This is a genomic window from Variovorax sp. E3 (assembly GCF_016082275.1).
GTDB lineage: Bacteria > Pseudomonadota > Gammaproteobacteria > Burkholderiales > Burkholderiaceae_C > Variovorax.
The window spans coordinates 1-6,763 of record NZ_MOWM01000248.1; the positions used below are offsets into that span (position 1 = coordinate 1).

The following is a 6,763-nucleotide window of genomic DNA, read 5'->3' on the forward strand; positions in this document are numbered from 1 at the left end:
GGCGGCGGCGGCGGTGGCCGCAGCGGTGGTGGCGGCGGTTACGGCGGCGGCGGCGGTGGCCGCGGCGGCTACTAAGCCCTCACCCACACTCCAGGGAGCCCCGGCTCCCTGACAAGAAAAGCTCCTTCGGGAGCTTTTTTCATTGGCGCGCCGGGTCGAAAAACGCGCGCCCTGGGCAAACCCGGTACGCAATTGTCCGTACCGCGGCGGTCAGCCAACGGTCAGGCTCGGACGACGACGCTCACTCTCTTCTAAGAAAGAGGAGCGAGACAGTGCGAATCAAGAGTCAGGCGGACTTCTTTTCAGGAGTCATGTTCACCACCGTGGGGGGCGCGTTCGCGATCGGCGCCACCACCTATACCGTCGGCAACGGCGCCCGCATGGGCCCGGGCTACTTCCCGCTGATGCTCGGCATCCTGCTGGCAGTGCTCGGGGTCATCATCATGTTCCAGGCCATGGTGGTCGAAACCACCGACGGCGACCCGATCGGCAAATGGGCCTGGAAACCGCTGGCCTTCGTGCTCGGCGCCAACCTGGCCTTCGGCGTGCTGCTGGGCGGCCTGCCCAGCATCGGGCTGCCGGCCATGGGCATGATCATCGCGATCTACGCGCTCACGATCATCTCGAGCATGGCGGGCGAGCAGTTCAAGCTGCGCGACGTGCTGGTGCTCTCGACCATCCTGGCGGCAGGCAGCTACGTGGCGTTCATCTGGGCGCTCAAGTTGCAGATCCAGGTCTGGCCCACCTTCATTTCGGGCTGAGGAGAGAAGCACCATGGACCTGATCCACAACCTCTCCGTCGGTTTCGGCGTTGCCTTCACCTTCACCAACCTGCTGTACTGCCTGGTCGGCTGCATCCTGGGCACGCTGATCGGCGTGCTCCCGGGCATCGGCCCGGTCGCGACCATCGCGATGCTGCTGCCCGCCACGTACGCGCTGCCGCCCGTGTCGGCGCTGATCATGCTGGCCGGCATCTATTACGGCGCGCAATACGGCGGCTCCACCACCGCGATTCTGGTGAACCTGCCGGGCGAGTCGTCTTCGGTGGTCACCTGCATCGACGGCTACCAGATGGCCAGGCAGGGCCGCGCGGGTCCGGCGCTGGCCGCTGCGGGCCTGGGCTCGTTCTTCGCGGGCTGCGTGGGCACGCTGATCCTGGCCGCCTTCGCGCCGCCGCTGACCGAGCTGGCCTTCAAGTTCGGCCCGGCCGAATACTTCTCGCTGATGGTGCTGGGCCTGATCGGCGCGGTGGTGCTGGCTTCGGGCTCGCTGATCAAGGCGGTGGCAATGATCGTGCTGGGCCTCCTGCTCGGCATCGTCGGCACCGACGTGAACTCGGGCGTGGCGCGCTACAGCTTCGACATTCCCGAGCTGACCGACGGCATCGGCTTCGTGGTCATTGCCATGGGCGTGTTCGGCTACGGCGAAATCATCGGCAACCTCTCGCAGCCCGACGACGAGCGCGAAGTGTTCACGCACAAGGTCAAGGGCCTGTGGCCCACCAAGGACGACTTCAAGCGCATGACGCCCGCCGTGCTGCGCGGCACGGCGTTGGGCTCGGCGCTGGGCATCCTGCCGGGCGGCGGCGCGCTGCTGGCCTCGTTCGCCTCGTACGCGCTGGAGAAGAAGATCAAGATGCGTCCCGGCGAAGTGCCCTTCGGCAAGGGCAACATCCGCGGCGTGGCATCGCCCGAGTCGGCCAACAATGCCGGTGCGCAGACCTCCTTCATTCCGCTGCTGACGCTGGGCATTCCGCCCAACGCGGTGATGGCGCTGATGGTGGGCGCCATGACGATCCACAACATCCAGCCCGGCCCGCAGGTGATGACCAGCAACCCCGAGCTGTTCTGGGGCCTGATCGCCTCGATGTGGATCGGCAACGCGATGCTGATCATCCTGAACCTGCCGCTGATCGGCATGTGGATCAAGCTGCTGACGGTGCCCTACAAGTTCCTGTTCCCCGCCATCGTGCTGTTCTGCGCGATCGGCGTGTACTCGACCAACAACAACACCTTCGACGTGTGGATGGTGGCGGCCTTCGGCTTCATCGGCTACCTGTTCATCAAGCTGCGCACGGAGCCCGCGCCGCTGCTGCTGGGCTTCATCCTGGGGCCGATGATGGAAGAGAACCTGCGGCGCGCGCTGCTGCTGTCGCGCGGCGCATGGAGCGTGTTCATCACGCGGCCGCTGTCGGCGGGGCTGCTGGTGGCCGCGGCGCTGCTGCTGGGCATCGTGCTGCTGCCGGCCATCAAGGCCAAGCGCGAGGAAGCCTTCGTCGAGGAGTGACCGGCGCCGTTCCCTTGCCGCGAGAAGCCCCCGACCGGGGGCTTTTTCATTCAGGCTATTTGAGAAACGCGTCGCAGGCCGTTTTTAAAATCAGCGCGCTCACCACCACGATGAACACCACCCGCACGAAGCCCGCGCCGTGCTTCAGCGCCACGCGCGTGCCGAGCAGGCTGCCGGCCACGTTGGCCACCGCCATCACCAGCCCGTAGTGCCACCACACGTGGCCCTTGGCCGCCAGCAGGATCAGCGCGGCGGCGTTGGTCAGGGTGTTGATGATCTTGGCCGAGGCCGAGGCGTTGAGGAAGTCGTAGCCCATCCAGCGCACGAACAAGAACACCAGGAAGCTCCCGGCGCCGGGGCCGAAGAAGCCGTCGTAGAGCCCGATCGACAGGCCGATGGTGCAGGCGGCCAGCGTTTCGGCGCGGCCGCTGAAGCGCGGCGCGTGCAGCCGGCCCATGTCCTTGCGCGCCAGCGTGTACAGCAGCACGCCCAGCAAGATCACCGGCAGCGCCCGGCGCAGGAAGTCGCCCGGGAACAGGGTGACGCCCCAGGCGCCCAGCATCGAGCCCACGAAGCCGAGCAGCGCGGCCGGCCACAAGGCGCCCCAGCGCATCTGCACGCGCTGGCTGAACTGCGCGGCGGCGGCGGCCGTGCCCCATATCGACGCGCTCTTGTTGGTGCCGAGCAGCGTGGCCGGCGGTGCGCCCGGGAATACCGCGAGCAGCGAAGCGCCCGTCACCACCAGCATTTCCATAGGGGCGGGATTGTCTCATTCGGGGGTGCTACCAAAAGAGGAGCAAAAGACGTCGGCGCTTCCTGTCGAGCGGCCATAAAAAAGGCGCCGACCAGCGGCGCCTTTCAAAGTCGATCACGGCATCTCGTATGGAGCCTTTGAAGCATTTTTTCTTGTTGCTTGGAAACTGTCTCCTCGGACCCTCGGCAAGTACGAGCAGGGCCCGTTCGCGAGTTGCGTGACTTTAGGGCGTGCACCGGGCCAGTGCATTAGGAATTACCCGCTTTGCCTTACGTCGGAAGACCTGTTCGCAAACCAAAGTGTTTCTGCTGGTTAACAACGTGGCACGACTTGTGCACGCCAGGACAAAGTCCCTCACTCGAAGAAGAAACGGCCATGGCCTTGGCTCCGCAAGCCTCCATCAGCGCGGCAGACACCGCCTGGATGATGACCTCGACCGCGCTGGTGCTGCTGATGACGCTGCCCGGCATCGCGCTCTTCTACGCGGGCATGGTGCGCCGCAAGAACGTGCTGGCCACGATGGCGGCGGTGGTCGCCATTGCCGCGGCGGTCTCGCTCACGTGGTTCGGCATCGGCTATTCGCTGGCTTTTACCGAAGGCTGGCCCTGGCTGGGCGGGCTGGGCCGCGTCGGCTTCTCGGGCTTCGAGTATTTGAAAGAGGCCGGCCAGGTGGCGGTGAGCCATGTCGCGCCCAACGTGCCCGAGTCGGTCTACGCGATGTTCCAGCTGAGCTTCGCGATCATCACCACCGCGCTGGTGCTGGGCGCTTTCGTCGAGCGCATGCGCTTCTCGGCCGTGCTGTGGTTCGCGCTGCTGTGGAGCGTGCTGGTGTACGCCCCGGTCGCGCACTGGGTGTGGGAGCCGGGCGGCTGGCTCGCGCAGATGGGCGCGCTCGACTTTGCCGGCGGCTCGGTGGTGCACGTCAACGCGGGCATCGCGGGGCTGGTGTGCGCCTATGCGCTGGGGCCGCGCAAGGGCTACGGGCGCGAGGCCTTCGAGCCCTACAGCCTGGCCTTCACGATGGTGGGCGCGGGGCTGCTGTGGGTGGGCTGGTTCGGCTTCAATGCGGGCTCGGCGGTGGCCGCCGACGGGCGCGCGGGGCTGGCGATGCTGGTGACGCACGTCGCGGCGGCGGCCGGCGCCATGAGCTGGATGGTCGGCGAGTGGATCGTGCGGCGCAGCCCGTCGCTGCTGGGGCTGTGCTCGGGCCTGGTGGCGGGGCTGGTGGCGATCACGCCGGCGGCCGGCTTCGTCACGCCGCTGGCCGCGCTGGCCATCGGCGCGATCGCGGGGCTGGCCTGCTATTGGGGCGCGACGGGGCTCAAGCACCTGCTGGGCGCGGACGATTCGCTCGACGTGTTCGGCGTGCACGGCATCGGCGGCATCGTGGGCGCGCTGCTCACGGGGGTGTTCGCCGACCCGCGCATCTCGGGCATGAAGGGCGACGTGCTGACGCAGGCCATCGCGGTGGGCAGCGTGGCGATCTACAGCGCAACCGCAACGGCGGTGGTGCTGTTGCTGGTGCATGCGCTGGTGGGACTGCGCGTCGATGCCGAGAGCGAACTGCTGGGCCTCGATCTTGCACAGCACAAGGAACACCTGGGGAGTTGATTCACCGAGACGGAGGAACCATGCCATCCATGTCCGAAAGCGAACGCATCGCCCTCGCCGCCCGCCTGCACGTGGCATTGCGGCGAAAGCACGGGCGCGTGACCGACACCGAGTGGATGGCGACGAACGCCGAGTACGCCACCGAGATCGTGCGCATGACGCGGGCGCACGCGGCGGACACGAAGGACGAGGAGCTCTACCAGCTCGCGTTGCGGCTGGAGCAGGCGATGGAACCGCTGGCGCGCGCGGCGCGGTTGGCGGCGCGGCAGCCTGACGGGCAGCCGCCTACGCCGCCGCCGCGCTATGTGGGTGGGTTGCGCTGACGCCTTGGCGTCGGTGCATTCAGTTCGCGGCCAGCGCGGCCTTGCGGATCGACTGAAGCGTGCTGCCCGGGGTGATGGCCTCGGGGTCGAGCAGGCAGTGCAGGATGGCGGGCTTGCCGCTGGCGCGTGCGCGGGCCAGCGCGGGGGCGAACTCCTCGGTGGTGGTCACGCGCTCGCCGTGGCCGCCGAATACTTCGGCATAGCCGCGGAAATCGGGGTTCTTCAGTTGCGTGGCGCTGATGCGACCGGGGTAGTGCTTCTCCTGGTGCATGCGGATGGTGCCGTACATGGCGTTGTCCAGCAGCACCACGAGGATGGGCAGGCCGTATTGCACGGCCGTGGCGAACTCCTGGCCGTGCATCATGAAATCGCCGTCGCCCGCGAACACGACCACCTCGCGCTGCGGCCACAAACGCTTGGCGCCGACACCGGCGGGCAGGCCGTAGCCCATCGAGCCGCTGGTGGGGGCCAACTGGCTGGCGAACGCGCGGAACGGCCAGAAGCGGTGGACCCAGGTGGCGAAGTTGCCGGCGCCGTTGCAGAAGATGGTGTCGGCGGGCAGCACTTCGCGCAGGTGGCGCATGACCTCGCCCATCTGCAGCGGACCGGGAATGCGGATGGGCGCGGGGTCGCTCCAGCGCAGGAAGTCTTCGCGCGCGGTCCGGGTTTCTGCTTGCCACGCCGGCGTTGCGGCGGGGCGCAGCGCGGCCACGGCTTCGGCGAAGGCCTGGGGCGTGGCGTGGATGCCCTGCGCGGGGCGGTAGAGCTTGCCCAGTTCGTCGGCATCCGCATGCACGTGCACCAGCGATTGCCTGGGCGACGGAATGGCCAGCAGCTCGTAGCCCTGCGACGGCACTTCGGAAAGGCGCCCGCCGACCAGCAGCACGAGGTCGGCATTGCGGATGCGCTCGAGCATGCGCGGGTTCGCGCCCAGGCCCAGGTCGCCGGCATAGCTGGGGTGTTCGGCCGACAGCAGCATCTGGCGGCGGAACGAGCAGTACACGGGCAGTTCGTAGGCGGCCGCGAAATCGGCGAACCGCAGCGCGGCCTTCTCGGACCAGCGGCTGCCGCCGAGGATGACGACGGGGCGCTGCGCCCGCGACAAGCGCTGCTGCAGCTCGGCGACCTGCGCGGCGCCGGGGTGGGTTTCCGTCACGGCATAGGGCAGCGCGTCGGCGACGGCGGCGGCTTCGGTCAGCATGTCTTCGGGCAGCGCGATCACCACGGGGCCGGGGCGGCCCGAGGTGGCGACATGGAAGGCGCGCGACACGAGTTCGGGCACGCGCGCGGGGTCGTCGATCTGCACGACCCACTTGGCCATGGTGCCGAACACCGCGCCGTAGTCCAGCTCCTGGAAGGCCTCGCGGCCCAATGCGTCGCGCGCGACCTGGCCCACGAACAACAGCAGCGGCGTCGAGTCCTGGTGCGCGATGTGCACGCCGGCCGCGGCATTGGTCGCACCCGGGCCGCGCGTGACGAAGCAGATGCCGGGCTGGCCCGTGAGCTTGCCCTGCGCCTCGGCCATCATCGCGGCGCCGCCTTCCTGACGGCACACGGTCACGTCGATCGACGCGTCGTGCAGCGCATCGAGCACGGCGAGAAAGCTCTCGCCCGGCACGCAGAACAATTGCTTGACGCCGTGAGTGATCAGCTGGTCGACGAGGATCTGGCCGCCGGTGCGAGGTGAGGTCATGCTGTCTCCAAGAAATTGACTGTGTTCTGTCTTGCTCCTTCCCCTTCCGGGGGAAGGTCGGGATGGGGGCAAGCGGCGCTGGCCACGCCGACGGCA

At 68.1% G+C, this 6,763-nt stretch carries 6 protein-coding genes; 4 read left to right on the forward strand and 2 right to left on the reverse strand.

Annotated features, from left to right (window positions below; genetic code table 11):
* The first annotated feature begins 272 nt into the window (after window positions 1-272).
* Both BMG07_RS38965 and BMG07_RS38970 read left to right on the forward strand, forming a co-directional pair.
* Window positions 273-761 carry a tripartite tricarboxylate transporter TctB family protein gene (locus BMG07_RS38965; RefSeq protein WP_198088962.1) on the forward strand — a complete coding sequence of 163 codons (489 nt, stop codon included), beginning with the start codon at window positions 273-275 and terminating at the stop codon, window positions 759-761.
* A gap of 13 nt (window positions 762-774) precedes the next feature.
* On the forward strand, window positions 775-2,286 hold the full coding sequence (locus tag BMG07_RS38970; RefSeq protein WP_198088963.1) for a tripartite tricarboxylate transporter permease: 1,512 nt from the start codon (window positions 775-777) through the stop codon (window positions 2,284-2,286).
* A 55-nt stretch (window positions 2,287-2,341) separates the two neighbouring features.
* On the opposite strand, the gene BMG07_RS38975 is transcribed toward BMG07_RS38970, so the two are convergent.
* Window positions 2,342-3,040: a TSUP family transporter gene (locus tag BMG07_RS38975; protein WP_198088964.1), complete on the reverse strand. Its 699-nt coding sequence runs from the start codon at window positions 3,038-3,040 to the stop codon at window positions 2,342-2,344.
* A 375-nt stretch (window positions 3,041-3,415) separates the two neighbouring features.
* Here BMG07_RS38975 and BMG07_RS38980 point away from each other — a divergent pair, with 375 nt between their 5' ends.
* Complete coding sequence (locus tag BMG07_RS38980; RefSeq protein ID WP_198088965.1) at window positions 3,416-4,651, forward strand: ammonium transporter; 1,236 nt, start codon at window positions 3,416-3,418, stop codon at window positions 4,649-4,651.
* Window positions 4,652-4,671: 20 nt separating this feature from the next.
* Window positions 4,672-4,974: a hypothetical protein gene (locus tag BMG07_RS38985; RefSeq protein WP_198088966.1), complete on the forward strand. Its 303-nt coding sequence runs from the start codon at window positions 4,672-4,674 to the stop codon at window positions 4,972-4,974.
* Window positions 4,975-4,993: 19 nt separating this feature from the next.
* Here BMG07_RS38985 and BMG07_RS38990 read toward each other — a convergent pair whose 3' ends face one another.
* A complete protein-coding gene (locus BMG07_RS38990) occupies window positions 4,994-6,667 on the reverse strand; it encodes a thiamine pyrophosphate-binding protein (RefSeq protein WP_198088967.1) in 1,674 nt (557 codons plus the stop codon).
* Between the last annotated feature and the right edge of the window lie 96 nt (window positions 6,668-6,763).

What these genes read in the sequence shown, in the direction of transcription:
- BMG07_RS38970 (WP_198088963.1), top strand. Translation starts at nt 775, where the DNA reads ATGGACCTGATCCACAACCTCTCCGTCGGTTTCGGCGTTGCCTTCACC.
- BMG07_RS38985 (WP_198088966.1), top strand. Translation starts at nt 4,672, where the DNA reads ATGCCATCCATGTCCGAAAGCGAACGCATCGCCCTCGCCGCCCGCCTG.
- BMG07_RS38975 (WP_198088964.1), bottom strand. Translation starts at nt 3,040, where the DNA reads ATGGAAATGCTGGTGGTGACGGGCGCTTCGCTGCTCGCGGTATTCCCG.
- BMG07_RS38990 (WP_198088967.1), bottom strand. Translation starts at nt 6,667, where the DNA reads ATGACCTCACCTCGCACCGGCGGCCAGATCCTCGTCGACCAGCTGATC.
- BMG07_RS38980 (WP_198088965.1), top strand. Translation starts at nt 3,416, where the DNA reads ATGGCCTTGGCTCCGCAAGCCTCCATCAGCGCGGCAGACACCGCCTGG.